Origin of the sequence: Kitasatospora phosalacinea (assembly GCF_000716545.1) — a bacterium.
In the GTDB taxonomy this organism is placed as follows: Bacteria; Actinomycetota; Actinomycetes; order Streptomycetales; family Streptomycetaceae; genus Kitasatospora; species Kitasatospora phosalacinea.
This window is the reverse complement of record NZ_JNWZ01000070.1, coordinates 1-17,715: the sequence shown is the minus strand read 5'-3', so window position 1 is coordinate 17,715 and position 17,715 is coordinate 1. Positions and strand designations below refer to the sequence as shown.

Below are 17,715 nucleotides of genomic sequence, written 5' to 3'. Positions count from 1 at the left end.
CCCCGCAAACGACAGTCCGCACAAGTGACCGAACGGAGAGCTTCCAGCGTGACCCAGGCCGAACCGCTCGATCTCGCCGCCCTGCTCGACGCCCGGGGCGGCGAGCGCTACGAGCTGCACGCCCGCTACCTCAACCCGCAGCTGCCCCGGATGCTGCACACCATCGGCTTCGACCGGTACTACGAACGCGCCCGGGGCCCGTACTTCCACGACGCCGAGGGCAACGAGTACCTCGACATGCTCGCCGGGTTCGGCATCTTCGCGCTCGGCCGGCACCACCCCGCCGTCCGGGCCGCGATCCAGCAGGTGATGGACCTGGAGACGGCCGACCTGACCCGGTTCGACTGCTCCCCGCTGCCGGGCCTGCTCGCCGAGCAGCTGATCGCCCGCGCCCCCGGGCTGGACCGGGTGTTCTTCGGCAACAGCGGCACCGAGGCGGTCGAGACCGCGCTCAAGTTCGCCCGCTACGCGACCGGCCGGCGCCGCGTCCTGTACTGCGACCACGCCTTCCACGGCCTCACCACGGGCTCGCTGTCGGTCAACGGCGAGAGCGGCTTCCGCAAGGGCTTCGACCCGCTGCTGCCCGACACCGCGATCCCGCTCGGCGACCTGGACGCGCTGCGGAAGGAGCTCAAGAAGGGCGACGTCGCGGCGCTGATCGTCGAGCCGATCCAGGGCAAGGGCGTGCTCGCCCCGCCGCCCGGCTGGCTGGCCGCCGCCCAGGAGCTGCTGCACGCCCACAAGGCGCTGCTGATCTGCGACGAGGTGCAGACCGGCGTCGGCCGCACCGGCACCTTCTTCGCCTACCAGGCCGAGGAGGGCGTCAGCCCCGACCTGGTGTGCGCAGCCAAGGCGCTCTCCGGCGGGTACGTGCCGATCGGGGCGACGCTGGGCAAGTCGTGGATCTTCGAGAAGGTGTACTCCTCGATGGACCGCGTCCTGGTGCACTCCGCCAGCTTCGGCTCCAACGCCCAGGCGATGGCGGCCGGCCTGGCCACCCTGCACGTGATGCGGCAGGAGGGCGTGGTGGAGAACGCCGCCAGGGTCGGCGAGCTGTTCCGGGCCCGGCTGGCGGCGCTGACCGAGCGGTACGAGCTGCTCGCCGAGGTGCGCGGGCGGGGGCTGATGATCGGCATCGAGTTCGGCCGCCCCAAGTCGCTCAAGCTGCGCACCGGCTGGACGGCGCTGCAGGCCGCCCGCAAGGGCCTGTTCGCGCAGATGGTGGTCGTGCCGCTGCTGCAGCGGCACCGGATCCTCACCCAGGTCTCCGGGGACCACCTGGAGGTGATCAAGCTGATCCCGCCGCTGATCATCACCGAGAAGGAGGTCGACCGCTTCGTCGACGCCTTCACCGAGGTGATGGACGACGCCCACCGGGGCAGCGGCCTGATGTGGGACTTCGGCCGCACCCTGGTCAAGCAGGCGGTCGGCTCGCGCTGACCCCCGGGGGCTACAGCTCGGTGCGGCGGCGGCGCACCACCACCCACAGGTCCGCCGCCGCCACCAGGGTCAGCACCCCGCAGCCCACCGCGAACACCACCAGCGTCCCGCTGCTCGGCGCGCCGTCCGCGGGGGCCAGCGCGGCCCACACCGCGAAGCCCGCCGTGCACAGCGCGAAGAACGGCAGAAACAGCACCGAGAGCAGGAACCGCAGCTTCAGGTCACTGCGCGCGGTGGCCGGCTCCGTCCCGCTCAGCCACACCTTCGGTGTCCTGGCGCGTCGCATGCGCGACCACCTCCCTCGTACCCTTCCAGCCTAGGACTGTTCGGGGACGGGGGAGGCGGCACGTGGAGGAGCGGATGGACGACCGGTTGGAGGACTACCCGGGACTGCGGGTGGAGCCCGCCCGGGCGCTGGCGGTCGAGCGGGGCTGGCGCACCGTGCGGGTGGTGGCGCCGGAGGAGCCGCTGACCATGGAGTACCGCTCCGACCGGCTCAACCTGACGGTGCGGGACGGCGCCGTGGAGCGCGCCTGGGCGGGCTGAGGGCGGACCGGCAGCGGACGGGCCGGGGCCGACCACGGCGGACGGGCCGCCGACGGGCGCGACCGCGGCGCGGGGACCGGGCGGGCGAAGCGGCCCTCCCGGTGCCAGGCCGCCAGCACCCGCCGGTCCAGCGCGGCGACGGCCGGTTCGACCAGCGGCAGGGCGAGCAGCACCAGCGCGCCCGCCGCCCAGCCCGCGAACACGTCCGAGATCCAGTGGGTGCCCAGGTAGACGGTGGTCAGCCCGATCGAGGCCGCGGTGAGCGCGGCCAGCGCCGCTCCGGTCCGCCGCCAGCGGTTCGCCAGGTAGGCCAGCACGCCCCAGGTGACCACGGCGTTCGCGGTGTGCCCCGAGGGGAAGATGCTGCCGCCGGAGAACAGCTCGGGCGAGCCCACGTAGTGCGCGTAGTGCGGACCCAGCCGGCCGGTCAGGATCTTCACCCCGCCGACCGTGGCGTTCAGCAGCAGCAGTGCCGAGCCCATCATCAGCAGCGGCCGCGCCGAGTGGGAGCGGTAGCAGCGCCAGCCCAGCCACAGGCAGGCCGCGATCGCGGTCGGGCCGCGCTGCCCCGCGACCACCCAGATGTCCAGGTACGGCAGCGCTTCGGGCCACTGCTTGTACGGCCGCAGCTGCTGCAGTGACCAGTCCAGGTCGACCAGCGGGGAGTCGCACAGGATCGCCAGCACCACCACCAGGTAGAGCAGCCCGACCACGCCGAAGAGCAGGGCGTGCCGCCGACTGATCGGCGGGAGGACGGATTCTGCCGCTCCGCTTGGAGATTCGTGACCGGAACGGACCGGAACCGTGCGCGGTCCGGTCGATATCTGCGGCTCGGGTGATTCGGGCTTGGCTGGCACGGCTTCGACATTACCGGGCGCTCCCGGGAGGCCCGGGTTATTCGAGGGATCTGTCACCCGCCGGTGACGCGTTGTCCCCCGTTTCTCCATAGCGGCAGTTCAGGACTGGCGCGAAGGGGTGCGAATGGGAGGGGAAGTGGGGGAAATCACGCCGCCGGGCGCTCCGGCGGGTCGCATTCGGTCGGTTTCTCCAATTGGCCGGAGGGCGGTGCGGGAACGAATCGGCGGCCGATTTCCCGTGACCCAGGTCACCTCCGGGTCGCGTCGGGGAAATCGGCCGCCGTTTCGAACGGGCGTCGCCGGGCTCAGGGCAGCAGGCGCTCGACGGCCGCCGCGCCGTGCTCCTCCAGGTTCTTCCTGGCCTTCTCGACCAGCTCCGGGGTCGGGGTGCGGCCCGAGGCCATCACCAGGTCCTCGGGGTCGACGGGGCCTTCGGCCCCGGTGTGCAGCAGGTCGTCCGGCGTCGGCGTGGACTCGCTGTCCGTGGAATCGGTCATCAAGATCCTCCGTGGGTGGAGCGCCGCAGGGCCCGGGCCGGCCCCTCCGGCGGGGCGCGCCCGCCGCCGGGGTCGGCGGCGGGAGGTCTGTCATCGAGTCTGGACCCGGGCCCGGGGCGGCGCACCACGAGCGGGCGCCGGGCCGTCCGCCCGGCCCGCCCGTCCGCCCGGTCAGTCGAGCGGGCCGCCCGCGACGTAGATCACCTGGCCGGAGACGAAGCCCGCGCCCTCGGAGGCCAGGAAGGAGATGGTGTGCGCGATGTCCTCCGGCACGCCGACCCGCTGGACCGGGATGGCGGAGGCGGCGGCCTGCTTGAAGGCCTCGAACTCCATGCCGACCCGGGCGGCGGTGGCCGCGGTCATGTCGGTGGCGATGAAGCCGGGGGCGACCGCGTTGGCGGTGATGCCGAACTTGCCGAGCTCGATGGCCAGGGTCTTGGTGAAGCCCTGCAGGCCGGCCTTGGCGGCCGAGTAGTTGGCCTGGCCCCGGTTGCCCTGGGCGGAGGACGAGGACAGGTTGACGATCCGTCCGAAACCGGCCGCCACCATGTGCTTCTGCACCGCGCGGGTCATCAGGAAGGCGCCCTTGAGGTGCACGTTCATCACGGTGTCCCAGTCCGACTCGGACATCTTGAACAGCAGGTTGTCGCGCAGCACGCCGGCGTTGTTCACCAGCACCACCGGGGTGCCGAGCTCGGCGGCGATCCGGTCGACCGCGGCCTGCACCTGCTCGGCGTCCGAGACGTCGGCGCCGACGGCCAGCGCGCGGCCGCCCGCGGCCTCGATCGCCTCGGCGGTGCCCTTGGCGGTGGACTCCTCCAGGTCGACCACGGCCACGGCGTAACCGTCCGCGGCCAGCCGGAGCGCGGTGGCCGCGCCGATCCCGCGGGCCGCGCCCGTCACCACGGCCACCCGGGCCGCGGCGTCGGCGGTCACGGAGGTGCTCTGCTCGGTCATCTTCGTACTCGTCTCTCTCGAAGTCGGACGACGGGACCGGCGCGGGCCGGCGACCCGTGGATGAGAAATAAATGGGTTGCGCAGGGCGCAGCGCGGCAACCTTACCGATGAGTAGGATTTCCGGCCAGGGGTAGCGCCGCAGGTGACGGAGGGTGAGGGTGGAAAGCGGCCGAGCGGGTGAACCAGGTTGGGCGTGGTCCCGACATACGGGGGAAATATGCCAACTTTGCCGAACCTGCGACTACTCTGCGCCCCTACCTGCCGGTCCAGGCCGACCGTTTGTATAGTGTGCGCCAGCAGCCACCGGCTGCACGGCCGGCGCGTCCTCTCTCACAGCGGGATGCTCACTCGCCGTTACTGCCCCGCCCGGGTGTCCCACACACGCCCGGGCGTGACACCGGGACGGATTTCATGGTGCTGGGGGAGATCCCGACAACCCGCGTGCCCGGCCGACTGCAGCAGTCGCCCGGACACCTCATTCGCGTGGCCCAGCAGGTGCACACCCGCTTGTGGTCCGAATACGTCGGTACCGAGCTGACGGCTCCGCAGTTCGCGGTGCTGCTGGTACTGGCACTGGAGCCGGGAGCCGACCAGCGCACGGTCGGCGAACGGGCCTCGCTCGACAAGGCGACGATGGCCGAGATGGTCGCCCGGCTGGTCCGGCGGGGCCTGGTGCTCCGCCGGAGGGACCCGGCCGACGGCCGGCGCAAGCTGCTGGCGCTCTCGCAGAACGGCGCTCAGGCCGTCCGCGAGGCGACCGGCGGCGTGGTCCGGGTCCAGCGGACCCTGTTCGAGCCGCTGAGCCCGGACGAGCAGCTGGAGATCGTCCGGGTCATGGCCCGGATAGCCCGGCTGGAACCGGGGGCCGTCGCCGTGGTGGCGGACGCCCGGCCGACGCTGGACGCCCAGCGGGCCATCGGCTACCTGATCCGGGTCGCCCAGCAGGTCCACACCAAGCTCTGGTCGGAGAAGGTCGGCACCGAGCTGACGGCTCCTCAGTACGCGGTGCTGGACGCGCTGGAGACCGAGCCGGGCGCCGACCAGCGCACGGTCGGCGAGCTCGCCTCGCTGGACAAGGCGACGATGGCCGAGATGGTCAGCCGGCTGGTCCGGCGCGGCCTGGTGCTCCGCCGCCGCGACCCCTCGGACGGGCGCCGCAACCTGCTCTCGCTCTCCCCGACCGGCCAGGAGCTGCTGCACCGCTCCACCGCCGGGGTCCGCGAGGTCCAGGAGGCGCTGCTCGCCCCGCTGGAGCCGCACGAGCACGTGCAGGCGCTGGCACTGCTCGCCAAGGCGGCCCGGCTGTAACGATTCTGCAAAACGCCGCCCGACCGTTCGGGTGGCATCGGCACCACGCCCCGGCCGGTCACGCGGCACCGCCCGGGGCGCGTCGGAAGGGGCCGGCACCCGCTCGGGTGCCGGCCCCTTCCGGTGTCTCGGCCCCGACCGGCTGACTGGGCGTCAGCGGGCCGGGAGGGGAGGTGCGGTGACGGAGCGTCAGTTCCAGTCGAAGCCGGCCGGGTCCGGGCCGATCCGCTGCCCGGTGGCGATGCCGGCGACGGCCGCCATGTCCTCGGCGTCCAGCTCGAAACCCGTGACGTCCAGGTTCTCCCGGATCCGGGCGGGGGTGACCGACTTCGGGATGGCGATCACGCCGGACTGCAGGTGCCAGCGCAGCACCACCTGGGCCGCGGTGCGGCCGTGCTTGGCGGCGACCGCCAGCAGGGCGGGCTCGGCCAGCAGGCCCTTGCCCTGGCCCAGCGGGCTCCAGGCCTCGGTGGCGATGCCGTGCTCGGCGTGCAGGGCGCGCAGCTCCGCCTGCGGGAGGTACGGGTGCAGCTCGATCTGGTTGAGGACCGGCTTCACCTCGGCCTCCTTCAGCAGCAGCTCCAAGTCCGGCACGCGGAAGTTGGAGACGCCGATCGCCCGGACCCGGCCCTCGGCGTGCAGCTGCTCGAAGGCGCGCCAGATGTTCAGGAAGGTGTTGCCGCGCATCGGGCGCGGCCAGTGGATCAGGTACAGGTCCAGCACGTCCAGGCCGAGGCGGCCGAGCGACTCGTCGAAGGTGCGCAGCACCCGGTCGCGGCCCTGCTCGCCGGACCAGTCGACGGTGCCCGAGTTCCACAGCTTGGTGGTCACGAACAGCTCGTCGCGGGCGACGCCGGACTCGGCGATCGCCCGGCCGGTGCCCGTCTCGTTCTCGTAGACCTCGGCGGTGTCGACCGAGCGGTAGCCGGCCTCCAGCGCGGTGCGCACCGCGGGGACGGCCTCCGCGTCCGGCACCTGCCAGACGCCGAAGCCGAGCTGCGGGATCCGCACGCCGTTGTTCAGCGTGATCGAGGGGATCGGGGGGACTGCGGGGGTGCTGGTCACGGGAAGGGGTGCCCTTCGGTTGTGCTTCTGTTTCCGGAGCGGTGGCAACGGCCGTGAACAGTGGCTTATTCCCGTTGTTCGAGAGTTCCCCGGAACGGATGAAAACGGCCGGGGACGGCGGCCGGATCGGGCCGATCCGCCGGAAAACCCGTTGCGTGCGTCACAGCGCGGCGGTCAGGCTCACCGCATGTGACGAGCCGACCACCCCTTCCGCCGCGCACCTCCGACGCGCCGCGCCCCACCGGGCCCGGCCGGACGACCCCGCCCGCACTCCGCCGGCCGGGCCCGTCCCCCCGTCCTGCCCAGCCCCGTCCCACCCCCCAACGGAGCGCCCATGCCGCTCGTTCCCCTGCCGCTGCCCGACCCGGGCAGCCCCGACCTCAGCTCGCCGCGCGGTTTCCTGCGCTGGCTCGGCCGCACCCAGCGCCGGGGCCGGCTGCTCGCCACGCTGTGGAGCACGTTGGAGCTCGGCTCGATGGCCGCGCTGCCCGTCGCGGTCGGCCGCGGCGTCCAGGCCGTCGTCGACCGGGACGCCCGGGGCCTGCTGGCGGCCGGCCTGCTCGCCCTGGTGCTGTCCGCCCTGCAGACCGCGATGACGGTGCTGGTGCACCGCCAGGTGGTGTGGAACTGGCTCCACGCCGCCTCCCAGATCCGCCAGCTGGTCGCCCGTCAGGCCTCCTCGCTCGGCGGCGGGTTGAGCCGGCGGATCGCCACCGGCGAGATCGTCGCCGTCTCCAGCGGCGACGTCGAGAAGATCGGCTGGTACGTCGAGCTCACCGCCCGGCTGTACGGCGCGGTGCTGGCCTGGCTCGGCGTCAGCGCCGTGGTGCTGTGGCGGCAGCCGGGCCTCGGCCTGGCCGTGCTGCTCGGGGTGCCCGTGCTGGCCGCCGCGGTGTGGCCGCTGCTCGGCCCGTTCGAACGGCGCTACACCGAGCAGCGGGCGCTCGGCGGCAAGGCCTCCGAGCTGGCCGCCGACACGGTGGCCGGGCTGCGGGTGCTGCGCGGCATCGGCGGCGAGGAGCTGTTCCTGCGCCGGTACCGGGCCGCCTCCCAGCGGGTGCGCGCCGCCGCCGTCCGCACCGCCCGCACCTGGGCGGTGATGCAGGCCCAGGAGGTGCTGCTGCCCGGCCTGTTCGTCATCGGGGTCACCTGGTACGGCGCCCGGCTCGCCACCGACGGGTCGATCGGCGTCGGCGAGCTGATCGCCGTCTACGGCGCCACCGCCTTCCTGGCCGCCCCGCTGCGGGTCATCGGCGAGGCCGCGCACGCCTGGAGCGTCGCCCGGGTCTCCGCCGGGCGGGTCGTGAAGGTGCTCTCGCTGGCCAGGGACGGCGAGGCGGCGGACGACGCCCCGCCGGACGCCGCGGCCGGGGCCGAACTGCGCCGCCGGGCCGCCCGGTCGGACCTGCACGACCCGGTCAGCGGCCTGACCGCCCGGGCCGGGCGGCTGACCGCCGTGGTCTGCGGGGATCCGGACGCGGCGGGCGAGCTGGCGGCCCGGCTCGGCGGGTGGCCGGTGCGCGCCGAGGGGCGGGCCGCCGAACCCTCTGTCCGGCTCGGCGGGGTCGAACTGGACGGGGTGCCGCCGGCCGTCGCCCGGGCCGCGGTGCTGGTCCACGACAAGGAGCCGGTGCTGCTCTCCGGCACGCTCGCCGAACTGCTCGACGTCCCCCGCTCCGGCCGGGTCGAACCCGCCGAGGCCCTGGCCGCCGCCCGCGCGCAGGACGCGCTGGACGCACTCGTCGACGGCTCGCCCGAATGCGGGGGCGACCCGATGGCGGCCCGGATCACCGAACGCGGCCGCTCGCTCTCCGGCGGCCAGCGCCAGCGCCTCGCCCTGGCCCGCTCGCTGGTGGCCGACCCGCCGGTGCTGGTGCTGGACGAGCCGACCAGCGCGGTCGACGCCCACACCGAGTCGCGGATCGCCGCGGGCCTGCGCGAACTGCGCTCCGGGCGCACCACGGTGGTCTTCGCCACCAGCCCGCTGCTGCTCGACCGGGCGGACACCGTCCTGCTGCTCCAGCGGGGCCGGGTCGCCGCGACCGGCACCCACCGCGAGCTGATGGCCGGCGACCCGCGCTACCGGGCCGTCGTCACCCGGGACGAGAACGCGCCGACGGGCTTCCCGGACACGGGCGTTCCGGACGCGGGCGCCCCGGAGCCGGCGGGGGCCCCGGTGGGTTCGGGGCCGGCGGGGGGTGCGCAGTGACCGGGCGTCCGCACCCGCACACCACCGGGCGTCCGCATGCCCGCCCGACCGGGCGCCCGCGCGTCCGCCGAAACCGAAGGAGGGCGCTGTGAAAGCCCCGGAGATCCACGAGCAGGGGCCCGCCACCACGCTGCCGGTCGGCTCCGCCGCGGCCGTGCGGGCGTACGGGCGGATGCTGCTGCGGCGCCACCGCGGCGGGCTGGCGGGGGTGGTGGCCCTGCACGGGACGGCGACGGTGGCGGGGCTGGTGGGGCCGGCCGTGCTCGGGTCGCTGGTGGAGTCGCTGTCGACCGGCGGCGGCGGGCGGATCGCCGCCGCGATCGGGTGGTACCTGGCCGCGCTGGTGGTGCAGTCGGTGTTCACCGGGCTGTCGCTGCTGCGCGGCAGCGTGCTCGGCGAGGAGGTGCTGGCCGACCTGCGGGAGGACTTCCTGGTCCGCTCGGTGGCGCTGCCGCTGGGCGTGCTGGAGCGGGCCGGCACCGGAGACCTGGTCTCCCGGGGCACCACGGACATCGACCGGCTGGCCCGCTCGGTGCGCGACGCGGTGCCCGAACTGGTGGTCGCCGTGGTCTCGGTGGCGCTGGTGCTGAGCGCCCTGGTGGTGACGTCCCCGCTGCTGGCCGCCACCGCCGTGCTCGGCCTGCCGCTGCTGTTCCTCACCTCCCGGTGGTACTTCCGGCGGGCCCCGCAGTCCTACCGCAACGAGTCGGCCGGGTACGCGGCGGTCAACACCGCGCTCGCCGAGACGGTCGACGCCGGGCGGACGGTCGAGTCGCTGCGGCTGGGCGAGCGCCGGGTGGAACTGACGGACCGGAAGATCCGCGAGTGGATCTCCTGGGAGCGGTACACCCTCTGGCTGCGCAGCGTCTGGTTCCCCACCGTGGACGGCACCTACGCGCTGGCCGTGCTCGGCACGCTGGTGCTGGGCGGCCTGTTCGCCCTGCACGGCTGGGTCAGCCCGGGCCGGCTGACCACCGGGGTGCTGTACACCCAGGCCCTGGTGCACCCGGTCTCCCGGCTGCTGCGCTGGTACGACGAGCTGCAGATCGGGCAGACCTCGCTGGCCCGGCTGGTCGGCGTCCGCGAGGTCACCGCACCGGAGACCGACGAGGCGCTGCGCCCGGACGGGCGCCGGGTCGAGGCCAGGCAGGTCAGCTTCGGCTACCGCGAAGGGGCCGACGTGCTGCGCGACATCACGCTGGACGTCGAGCCGGGCAGCCGGGTCGCGCTGGTCGGGCCGTCGGGGGCCGGGAAGTCCACGCTGGGCCGGCTGCTGGCGGGCATCTACGCGCCGGGCCGGGGCCGGATCACGCTCGGCGGGGCGCAGCTGTCGCGGATGCCGGCCGAGCGGGTGCGCACCGAGGTCGCGCTGGTCAACCAGGAGCACCACGTCTTCGTCGGCACCCTGCGGGACAACCTGCACCTGGCCCGGGCGGACGCCGACGACGCCGAGCTGCGCGCCGCGCTCGCCGCGGTCGACGCCGAGGAGTGGGCGGACGCCCTGCCGGACGGCCTGGACACCGAGGTCGGCTCCGGCGGCACCGCGCTGACGCCCGCCCAGGCCCAGCAGCTGGCGCTGGCCCGGCTGGTGCTGGCCGACCCGCACACCCTGGTGCTGGACGAGGCCACCTCGCTGCTCGACCCGCGAGCGGCCCGGCACCTGGAGCGCTCGCTGTCCCGGGTGCTGGCCGGGCGCACGGTGGTGGCGATCGCGCACCGGCTGCACACCGCGCACGACGCGGACGTGATCGCGGTGGTCGAGCAGGGCCGGATCACCGAGTACGGGTCGCACCCGGAGCTGGTGGCCTCCGGCGGGCCGTACTCGGCGCTCTGGCGGTCCTGGCGGGACGAGCGGTAAGGGCGGTAGGGGTGGCGGGGACGCGCGCTGAGGCGGGACGGGCGGCGGACGGCCGGGGGCGGTCTCCCCGGCCGTCCGGGCCGGTCAGGGCAGTTTGAAGGTGCCGACGATGCTGGTGGCCCCGAGGACGTACGGCTGGATGGCTGCGGTGACCTGCTCGTAGGTCAGCCCCGCGGACGGGAGGGCGGGGGTGGAGAGCGCGTAGAGGGTGAAGACGTAGTGGTGGGGCTGGCCGGTGGCGGGCGGGCAGGGGCCGCCCCAGCCGACCACCGGCATGCCGTTGGTGTCGAAGCTGTTGGCGCCCTGGGTGTACTGGAGGGTGCCGTGGCCGTCGACGCGGGTCGCGGTGCCGGGGATGTCGTAGAGCACCCAGTGGTGCCAGCCGCCGGCGAGCGGGGCGTCCGGGTCGTTGACCAGCAGGGCGTAGCCGAGCGTCCCGGCGGGGGCGTTGCGCCAGTCCAGCCGGGGGGCGAGGTTCCTGCCCTGGCAGGGGGCGCCCTCGGAGCCCGGCCCGCCGAACTCCGTCCAGGCCGGCAGCTTGCCGCCGTCGCGGAAGTCCGGGCTGGTGAGCGTGAAGGGCTTGAGGCGGGTGGCCGCCGAGGGGGCCTCCGCGGTGGCGGTCGGGGCGGCGGCGCCGATGAGGGCGCCGCCGGCGGCCAGGGCGGCGGCGATGGCGACCGCGTGGCGGCCGGGTCGGCGAGATGCGATCAACTTGTCCTCCGTGGAATGGAATTGATGATCCGTCAGAGCGGCGGAGGCATCGGCCAAGCGGTGTCCCGGCGGGCGGTCAAGGGTGCGGGGCGGCACGGTCCGTACCGGCCGGGGGCGCCGGTACGACGATCCGCCGGGCGTGACACGGACGGGTGAATGGGCGGCGGTGGCGGGGTGGCGAGGCGGTCGGGCGGCGGGGGGCGGGCGCAGACTGCGAGGGTGACCAAGACATCAGGTGGTTCCCCGTCAGGCACCCGGCGAGGTGAGATCGCGGGCATCCCGACCCGGTACATCGGCATCGGCGTCATCGTGGTGCTGGCGGTCTGGTTCCTGTTCGCCAACCTGGAGAAGGTGAAGATCCAGTTCTGGGTGTTCACCGTCACCTGCCCGCTGTGGATCGCGCTGCTGGCGACGCTGCTCGCCGGGACGGCGCTGGGCTGGTTGCTGAAGGGGCGGCGCACCAGGTGACGGCCGAGGGGGCGGTGGCGGGACCGCCGACCGGGCGGCCGGCCGGGGAACCGCTGATCGAACTGCGCGGTGTGAACAAGCACTTCGGGCAACTGCACGTGCTCCAGGACATCGACCTGACGGTGGGCCGGGGCGAGGTCGTGGTGGTGATCGGCCCGTCCGGGTCGGGCAAGTCCACGCTCTGCCGGGCGATCAACCGGCTGGAGACGGTGGAGAGCGGCAGCATCCTGATCGAGGGGCAGCCGCTGCCCGCCGAGGGCAAGGGGCTGGCGAAGCTGCGCGCCGAGGTGGGGATGGTGTTCCAGTCCTTCAACCTGTTCGCGCACAAGACGGTGCTGCAGAACGTCACGCTGGCCCAGATCAAGGTCCGCAGGCGGGGGAAGGCCGAGGCGGAGGCCAAGGGCCGCCGACTGCTGGAGCGGGTCGGGCTGGCGGAGCAGGCGGCCAAGTACCCGGCGCAGCTGTCCGGCGGCCAGCAGCAGCGGGTGGCGATCGCCCGGGCGCTGGCGATGGACCCGAAGGCGCTGCTGTTCGACGAGCCGACCTCGGCGCTCGACCCCGAGATGATCAACGAGGTGCTGGAGGTCATGCGCTCGCTGGCCGCCGAGGGCATGACCATGGTGGTGGTCACCCACGAGATGGGCTTCGCCCGCTCGGCCGCCAACCGCGTGGTGTTCATGGCGGACGGCCGGATCGTCGAGGACCGAGTCCCCGAGGAGTTCTTCGCGAACCCGCGCAGTGAACGGGCCCGGGACTTCCTCTCCAAGATCCTGAAGCACTGAGGGGGTGGAGGTGAGGAGACGCACCGTGCCGCCCGTGCTCGCCGTGCCGGTCCTACTGGCCGTGCTGGCCGCGTCGGCGGGCCTGTCCGGCTGCGGCAAGGAGGGCACCCCGCCGCCCAAGGGCCCGCAGGCCGGGGCGCTGCCGAGCTACCAGGTGCGCGGCGGCGACGCCGTCACCGGCTCGCCGACCCTGGACGCGGCCCGCTCGCGCGGCCACCTGGTGGTCGGCGCCAAGGAGGACCAGCCGTACCTGGGGCAGAAGAACCCGGCCACCGGCGAGTACTCCGGCTTCGACATCGAGATCGCCAAGATGGTCGGCGCCGACCTGGGCTTCGCCCCCGAGCAGATCGAGTTCCGCACCATCGCCTCCGCCAACCGCGAGACGGCGCTGCAGAACGGACAGGTCGACTACTACGTGGGCACCTACACCATCAACGACAACCGCAAGAAGCTGGTCGGCTTCGCCGGCCCGTACTTCATCGCCGGGCAGTCCCTGCTGGTCCGCAAGAACGAGACGAAGATCGACGGCCCGCAGGACCTGGCCGGGCGGAAGGTCTGCTCGGCCGCCGGGTCGACGCCGTACCAGCGGATCCAGAAGGACTACCCGCAGGCGAAGCTGATCGGCTACGACACCTACTCGGCCTGCGTGGACAACCTGATCACCGGCCAGGTCGACGCGGTGACCACCGACAACGCGATCCTGCAGGGCTATGCGGCGAAGGTGCCGGACGAGTTGAAGATCGCCGGGCAGCCGTTCTCCAAGGAGCCGTACGGCATCGGCGTGCCGAAGGGCGACACCGCGCTGCGGCTGGCGCTGGACGACGCGCTGCAGCGGCACGAGCAGAACGGCGACTGGAAGAGGGCCTACGAGGCGACGCTCGGCCTGTCCGGGGTGCCCGCGCCCGAACCGCCGGCGATCGACCGCTACCAGTGAGGCCGCCACCGGCGAGCAGGGAGGAGGACGGGTGAACGTCCTGACCGACAACTGGTCCACGTACTGGCACGGGTTCCTCGGCACATTGTGGCTGACGCTGGTGAGCGCGGCGCTGGCGCTGGCGCTCGGGGTGGTGGTCGCGGGGTTCCGGGTGTCGCCGGTGAGACCGCTGCGGGCGTTCGGCACCGGGTGGGTGACGGTGCTGCGCAACACGCCGCTGACGCTGCTGTTCTTCATCGTGGTGCTGGGACTGCCCCGGTTCGACATCACGCTGCCGTTCTTCACCTTCGCGGTGCTCGCGCTGGGCTGCTACACCTCGGCGTTCGTCTGCGAGACGCTGCGCTCCGGCGTGAACACGGTGCCGACCGGGCAGGGCGAGGCGGCCCGCAGCCTGGGCCTGACGTTCGCCCAGACGCTGGGCCTGGTGATCCTGCCGCAGGCGTACCGCTCGGTGGTCGCCCCGCTGGGCAGCGTGATGATCGCGCTGGCGAAGAACACCGCGATCGCCGGGTCGTTCAGCGTGGTCGAACTGCTCGGCACCTACCGGACCATCAACGAGCTGGGCTACGGCATCGTCTGGACCTTCGTCTGGATCGCGCTCGGCTACCTGATCCTGACGCTGGCGATCAGCGCCCTGTTCAACCTGCTGGAGCGACGGGTGGCGGTGTCCCGATGACGGAGGTGTTCCGATGACGGTGGAGTCCTCCGCGCTGTACGACGTACCCGGGCCGAAGGCGCTGGCCCGGCACCGGCTGTACGGGTGGCTGGCGCTGCTGGTGATCGCCGCCGTGATCGGCTGGGTGGTCTACATGCTGTTCCACACCCAGCAGTTCACGTACCAGAAGTGGATGCCCTTCGAGTACGAGGGCGTCCAGGAGCTGCTGCTGCGCGGCCTGGGCAACACCCTGAAGGCCTTCGGCTGGACGGTGCTGTTCGCGTTGCCGTTCGGCGCGCTGTTCGCCGCCGGGCGGCTCTCCGAGCACCGGGTGGTGCGCTGGGTGTCCACCCTGGTGGTGGAGTTCTTCCGGGCGATGCCGCTGCTGGTGATGATCTTCTTCATCTTCGTGGCCCTCAAGGCGCCGGCGATGTGGGCGCTGGTCGCCGGGCTGACGCTGTACAACGGCTCGGTGCTGGCCGAGGTGTTCCGGGCCGGGGTGCTCGCGGTGCCCAAGGGGCAGCGGGAGGCGGCGTACGCGCTGGGGCTGCGCAAGACCCAGGTGATGGCGTACGTGCTGGTGCCGCAGGCGAACCGGGCGATGCTGCCGACCATCGTCAGCCAGCTGGTGGTGGCGCTGAAGGACACCTCGCTCGGGTTCCTGATCACCTACGAGGAGTTCCTGCACGCCGGGAAGCTGATCGCCACCAACCTCGACTACGACCTGCCGTTCATCCCGGTGGTGATGGTGATCGCCCCGGTCTACATCGGCATGTGTCTGCTGCTGTCCTGGTTCGCCAAGTGGCTGGAGCGGCGCGGGCGGCGCAGCCCGAAGGTGAAGGGCGGTGCGCCGGTCGCCCCGGCCGGGCTCACGCCCGATCCGCAGGGGTAGCGGACGGTGACCGGGCGGGTCGGTTAGGGTCGTCGGGTCAACGATCGGTGTCGACCGTCCCAGGAGTTGCCGCATGTCCGTGCTGCCCGTGCCGTCCGTAGGGGTCGCGGGGTCCGTGGGGGCCGCGCCGCCCAGCCGTCAGGGGCTGGACGAGGCCGAGGTGCTCGACCGGCGGGAGAGCGCGAGCGGCGAGGTGGTGCTGCGGCGGCGCGGGGAGCACTGCGAGGTCATCGTGAACGGCTGCTTCCTGATGGACACCGTCGACGGGCGCTCCGAACGGCTGCTGGTGCGGGCCGCCCTGGACGGACTCGCCGTGGTCGAGCGCCCCAGCGTGCTGATCGGCGGGCTGGGCGTCGGCTTCTCGCTGGCGCACGCCGCCGCCGAGCCGCGCTGGGCGCGGATCGCCGTGGTCGAGCGGGAGGCCGCGATCATCGACTGGCACCGCACCGGCCCGCTCGGCGCGTTCTCCGCCGGGGCGCTGGACGACCCCCGGGTGGAGGTCCTGCACACCGACCTGGTCGAGTACCTCGCGGGGACGGGGGAGCGGTACGACGCGCTCTGCCTCGACGTCGACAACGGCCCCGACTGGACGGTCGGCGCGGAGAACGACCGGCTGTACGGCCCGGCCGGGCTGGCGAACGCCGCCGCCCGGCTCAACCCCGGCGGCGTGCTGGCGGTGTGGAGCGCCCAGCCGTCCGCCGCCTTCGAACGGGCGCTGCGGGAGGCCGGGTTCACCGACGTCCGCACCGAGGAGGTCGCGGTCGAGCGCGGCGTGCCCGATGTGGTCCACCTGGCACGCCGCGCCTGAACCACCTTTTCACTCCGGGCCGTCGGTGAGCGCCGTCATCGACTCGCCGTGGGCGGTCGTCACCGTCGAAGGACCGGATCATCGCCCCGGCGAGGTCCTGCTCCCCGACCCAGGCGGCCTTCCTGGCGATCTCGGTGGGCTCGACCGCGTGCGCGGTCCCGGCGGGCAGGGAGACGGCCGGCAGGGAGGCGGCCGGCAGGGGCGAGGCGCGCGGGCGTCGGTCAGGAAGCCCCGGAGGTCCCGTGCCACCGGCGGGTAGGGAGGAGGTAATGGAACGGCAATGGGTCCGGACCGCGCGGAGATTTCCACGGTGAGGAGGGGATCCGGGCTCCGGGCGGCCCGTCGGACGGGCGTCGGGTCGCGGGGGAGAGGTGGGGGTGATGTGTGCGACACGCGTTCCCATCCGCTCGGGGGTGCGGCATGATCACTGACATGCTCGAACACGAGATCGAACTGCTGGCCCAACTCCTGGAGGAGTTCGGCGCCCTGCGGTTCCCCCCGGACTGGTACGACCGGGAGCCCGAAGGCGAATCCCTGGTCACCCTGGCCACCACGCTCGCCGGCTGCACCGTCGCCGCCCTCGACGGCCCGCTCGGCACCCGCCACCGCGAACACCTGCGGCAGCGCCGCGCGCTGCTCGCCGAACTGCTGCCGACCGTCGCCGCCGACACGTACGCCACCGGCTACTTCGTCGCGCTCTACCGGATGGCCGTCCTCGCGGAGGAGGTCGACGACCGGCGGGCGAAGGTGCACTGACGGGCCGCCTGCTTCAGAAGCAGGGCGTCCTGACCGGGGGGTAGGGGCTCCGGCTCGCGGAGGACGGCGCGCAGGCGCTCCGACTCGCCCCGCCGGGCCGGGTGGGCGGCGTACGCGAACCAGCCCTCGGTCAGATCGGAGTCCGGGCCGAGGGCGCGGGCGACCGTCCTGGCCGCGAGCGGGCGCAGGTCGACGAGCGGCGGCAGCGGTTGCTCCGGGTCGTGCTCGGTGCAGACCGGCGTACCGCCCGGGCACTGCGCGGCGACCAGCGCGGCGGCGGCGTCGTCGTTGTCGAACGGACCGGCGCCCCAGGTGCCCACGGCGTTCTCCTGCGGTGGTGGTGCGGTGGTCTCCGCCGGGGCGGCGGGGCGTGCGGTGGCCGGGGCCTGTTGACGGGCTCTGGCCACCGGCAGCCCGGACCCGCCGTTCCCCGGGCCCCGGCGAGGCGCTCGGCAGGGGCCCGGGGGTGGGCGGTCGGTGGTCCGGTCAGCCGAAGGGGCTGGCGGCGGGCGGGGTCGGAGGGGCCTGCGGCTGGGCCGGGGCGGGGGTGGTGGCGCTGGGGGCCGGAGGTGCGAAGGGGTTGAAGTCCGGCGGGGGGACCTTGACCAGGCGGCCCTTGGTCGGGTCGGCCTCCTCGGTCTCCTCGGCGGGCGCGGTGGTGGCGCTGGGGGCGGGGGGTGCGAAGGGGTTGAAGTCCGGCGGGGGGACCTTGACCAGGCGGCCCTTGGTCGGGTCGGCCTCCTCCGGCTCGGCGGCCGGGACGACCGGCGGGGCGCTCGGGCGGGGCGGGATCGCCGGGGCCGGGGCGCTCGCGGACGGGCTGGTCACGGTGCCGAACGGGTCGGCCGGCTCGGACGAGAGCGTCGTTCCGAACGGGTCGGCGGCGGCCGGGCGGGGCGCCGCGACCGGGGCGGGTGCCGAGGCCGGAGCGGCGGGCGCGGCGGCCGGGGCGGGGGTGGTGGCGCTGGGGGC

Annotated in this window: 18 protein-coding genes and 1 pseudogene; 11 read left to right on the top strand and 8 right to left on the bottom strand. The window is 73.9% G+C overall.

Annotated features, from left to right (window positions below; translation table 11 throughout):
* Positions 1-48 precede the first annotated feature (48 nt).
* Entirely contained in the window at positions 49-1,440 is a 1,392-nt protein-coding gene (locus tag OO48_RS27985) for an aspartate aminotransferase family protein (protein ID WP_033221200.1), read from the top strand.
* Positions 1,441-1,450: 10 nt separating this feature from the next.
* On the opposite strand, the gene OO48_RS27980 is transcribed toward OO48_RS27985, so the two are convergent.
* The 4 genes from OO48_RS27980 to fabG form a co-directional block, all read right to left on the bottom strand.
* Positions 1,451-1,726 carry a DUF6343 family protein gene (locus OO48_RS27980; RefSeq protein ID WP_033221198.1) on the bottom strand — a complete coding sequence of 92 codons (276 nt, stop codon included), beginning with the start codon at positions 1,724-1,726 and terminating at the stop codon, positions 1,451-1,453.
* Positions 1,727-1,820: 94 nt separating this feature from the next.
* Positions 1,821-2,699, bottom strand: a complete 879-nt coding sequence (locus tag OO48_RS41270; RefSeq protein ID WP_425338590.1) for a phosphatase PAP2 family protein — start codon at positions 2,697-2,699, stop codon at positions 1,821-1,823.
* A gap of 449 nt (positions 2,700-3,148) precedes the next feature.
* Positions 3,149-3,340, bottom strand: a complete 192-nt coding sequence (locus OO48_RS27965; protein ID WP_033221194.1) for a hypothetical protein — start codon at positions 3,338-3,340, stop codon at positions 3,149-3,151.
* A gap of 171 nt (positions 3,341-3,511) precedes the next feature.
* Positions 3,512-4,297 (bottom strand): 3-oxoacyl-ACP reductase FabG, encoded by a 786-nt coding sequence (gene fabG / locus OO48_RS27960; RefSeq protein ID WP_051732954.1) that lies wholly within the window; start codon positions 4,295-4,297, stop codon positions 3,512-3,514.
* A 507-nt stretch (positions 4,298-4,804) separates the two neighbouring features.
* Here fabG and OO48_RS40255 point away from each other — a divergent pair.
* On the top strand, positions 4,805-5,605 hold the full coding sequence (locus OO48_RS40255; protein WP_245194830.1) for a MarR family winged helix-turn-helix transcriptional regulator: 801 nt from the start codon (positions 4,805-4,807) through the stop codon (positions 5,603-5,605).
* Between the two features lie 189 nt (positions 5,606-5,794).
* Here the strand turns inward: OO48_RS40255 and OO48_RS27945 are convergent, their stop codons facing one another.
* Complete coding sequence (locus OO48_RS27945) at positions 5,795-6,670, bottom strand: aldo/keto reductase (protein WP_051732950.1); 876 nt, start codon at positions 6,668-6,670, stop codon at positions 5,795-5,797.
* A gap of 334 nt (positions 6,671-7,004) precedes the next feature.
* Here OO48_RS27945 and OO48_RS27940 point away from each other — a divergent pair, with 334 nt between their 5' ends.
* Together OO48_RS27940 and OO48_RS27935 are read left to right on the top strand one after the other, a co-directional pair.
* Positions 7,005-8,879, top strand: coding sequence for an ABC transporter transmembrane domain-containing protein (locus OO48_RS27940; protein ID WP_081952436.1), 1,875 nt, complete (start codon positions 7,005-7,007; stop codon positions 8,877-8,879).
* An 88-nt stretch (positions 8,880-8,967) separates the two neighbouring features.
* A complete protein-coding gene (locus OO48_RS27935) occupies positions 8,968-10,737 on the top strand; it encodes an ABC transporter ATP-binding protein (RefSeq protein WP_033221192.1) in 1,770 nt (589 codons plus the stop codon).
* An 84-nt stretch (positions 10,738-10,821) separates the two neighbouring features.
* Here OO48_RS27935 and OO48_RS27930 read toward each other — a convergent pair whose 3' ends face one another.
* Positions 10,822-11,448 carry a YbhB/YbcL family Raf kinase inhibitor-like protein gene (locus tag OO48_RS27930; protein WP_051732948.1) on the bottom strand — a complete coding sequence of 209 codons (627 nt, stop codon included), beginning with the start codon at positions 11,446-11,448 and terminating at the stop codon, positions 10,822-10,824.
* Positions 11,449-11,667: 219 nt separating this feature from the next.
* Here OO48_RS27930 and OO48_RS27925 point away from each other — a divergent pair, with 219 nt between their 5' ends.
* From OO48_RS27925 to OO48_RS27895, 7 genes are all read left to right on the top strand, one after another.
* On the top strand, positions 11,668-11,916 hold the full coding sequence (locus tag OO48_RS27925; RefSeq protein ID WP_033221190.1) for a LapA family protein: 249 nt from the start codon (positions 11,668-11,670) through the stop codon (positions 11,914-11,916).
* A gap of 53 nt (positions 11,917-11,969) precedes the next feature.
* Entirely contained in the window at positions 11,970-12,698 is a 729-nt protein-coding gene (locus tag OO48_RS27920) for an amino acid ABC transporter ATP-binding protein (RefSeq protein ID WP_167346483.1), read from the top strand.
* Between the two features lie 10 nt (positions 12,699-12,708).
* A complete protein-coding gene (locus tag OO48_RS27915; RefSeq protein WP_051732962.1) occupies positions 12,709-13,632 on the top strand; it encodes a glutamate ABC transporter substrate-binding protein in 924 nt (307 codons plus the stop codon).
* A 31-nt stretch (positions 13,633-13,663) separates the two neighbouring features.
* A complete protein-coding gene (locus tag OO48_RS27910; protein ID WP_033221186.1) occupies positions 13,664-14,308 on the top strand; it encodes an amino acid ABC transporter permease in 645 nt (214 codons plus the stop codon).
* A gap of 13 nt (positions 14,309-14,321) precedes the next feature.
* Positions 14,322-15,179: an amino acid ABC transporter permease gene (locus tag OO48_RS27905; RefSeq protein ID WP_033221184.1), complete on the top strand. Its 858-nt coding sequence runs from the start codon at positions 14,322-14,324 to the stop codon at positions 15,177-15,179.
* A gap of 73 nt (positions 15,180-15,252) precedes the next feature.
* On the top strand, positions 15,253-15,987 hold the full coding sequence (locus OO48_RS27900) for a spermidine synthase family protein (RefSeq protein ID WP_425338589.1): 735 nt from the start codon (positions 15,253-15,255) through the stop codon (positions 15,985-15,987).
* Between the two features lie 432 nt (positions 15,988-16,419).
* Positions 16,420-16,743: a hypothetical protein gene (locus OO48_RS27895; RefSeq protein WP_033221182.1), complete on the top strand. Its 324-nt coding sequence runs from the start codon at positions 16,420-16,422 to the stop codon at positions 16,741-16,743.
* Here the strand turns inward: OO48_RS27895 and OO48_RS39365 are convergent.
* Together OO48_RS39365 and OO48_RS38605 are read right to left on the bottom strand one after the other, a co-directional pair.
* The gene (locus tag OO48_RS39365) at positions 16,686-17,063 is read right to left on the bottom strand and encodes a DUF4259 domain-containing protein (protein WP_033221180.1); all 378 of its coding nucleotides are present in this window, start codon (positions 17,061-17,063) and stop codon (positions 16,686-16,688) included. The genes OO48_RS27895 and OO48_RS39365 overlap by 58 nt on opposite strands.
* 166 nt (positions 17,064-17,229) lie before the next feature.
* A pseudogene (locus OO48_RS38605) lies at positions 17,230-17,715 on the bottom strand (hypothetical protein); the annotation flags it as partial.

Coding starts and splice junctions, on each gene's coding strand:
- OO48_RS27940 (WP_081952436.1), top strand. CDS start 7,005: ATGCCGCTCGTTCCCCTGCCGCTGCCCGACCCGGGCAGCCCCGACCTC.
- OO48_RS27900 (WP_425338589.1), top strand. CDS start 15,253: ATGTCCGTGCTGCCCGTGCCGTCCGTAGGGGTCGCGGGGTCCGTGGGG.
- OO48_RS27895 (WP_033221182.1), top strand. CDS start 16,420: ATGCTCGAACACGAGATCGAACTGCTGGCCCAACTCCTGGAGGAGTTC.
- OO48_RS27905 (WP_033221184.1), top strand. CDS start 14,322: ATGACGGTGGAGTCCTCCGCGCTGTACGACGTACCCGGGCCGAAGGCG.
- OO48_RS27965 (WP_033221194.1), bottom strand. CDS start 3,340: ATGACCGATTCCACGGACAGCGAGTCCACGCCGACGCCGGACGACCTG.
- OO48_RS27980 (WP_033221198.1), bottom strand. CDS start 1,726: ATGCGACGCGCCAGGACACCGAAGGTGTGGCTGAGCGGGACGGAGCCG.
- fabG (WP_051732954.1), bottom strand. CDS start 4,297: ATGACCGAGCAGAGCACCTCCGTGACCGCCGACGCCGCGGCCCGGGTG.